Source organism: Neoluteolibacter marinus (genome assembly GCF_014904755.1).
In the GTDB taxonomy this organism is placed as follows: Bacteria; Verrucomicrobiota; Verrucomicrobiia; order Verrucomicrobiales; family Akkermansiaceae; genus Haloferula; species Haloferula marina.
Window position 1 is genome coordinate 1 of the sequence record NZ_JACZFQ010000314.1, and the last position, 552, is coordinate 552.

Below are 552 nucleotides of genomic sequence, written 5' to 3' on the forward strand. Positions count from 1 at the left end.
AGCTGCCGGACATCCAGTTCGTACTCGACCAATCCTCCTCGTTCCTGGAGGACGTGCAGCTGCTGGGTGGTCAAGCCGACGTGTGACCCGACGACGACTAGGCCGTGCTGCAACCGCTCGGGATCGGTCGCAATGTCAGCCGAGTCGAGAATCCGGGGGTCAGACTGTCCCGCGAGAGGCCGGACGAAGGAAGGCCCGCATCGCGTGATGAACCGATGTCCCTGCTTCTCAAGCGCCGTGACCGCATCCGCAACGACCTGCATGTCCTCGTAAGTCTCGGCGTTGATGACCACCCAGCGTCGGTTACGCGCGTCGGCCAGTAGAGATTCGACGTGCGAAGCGCCTTCATCGCGGATGTCCTTCAGGGAGATCGAGAGGACGTCTTCCGCGGCGATCGAGCCGTTGGAACGCTCCTGAAGGAATTCCTTCAGGCCAGACGACGAGTATCCGAAAGTGGCGTCATTGGCGAAATCGGTATCGGACACTGGAACAGCCTGACCATCCACGATCGCAAAGTGGACGTCGTCTTGGGTGTACCTGCCGGCTTCCAGC

Annotated in this window: 1 protein-coding gene; it reads right to left on the reverse strand. The window is 61.2% G+C overall.

Annotation, left to right across the window (positions count from 1 at the left end; genetic code table 11):
- The coding region (locus tag IG178_RS25040) for a four-carbon acid sugar kinase family protein (protein ID WP_226895798.1) at positions 1-552 on the reverse strand (552 nt) is incomplete at both ends.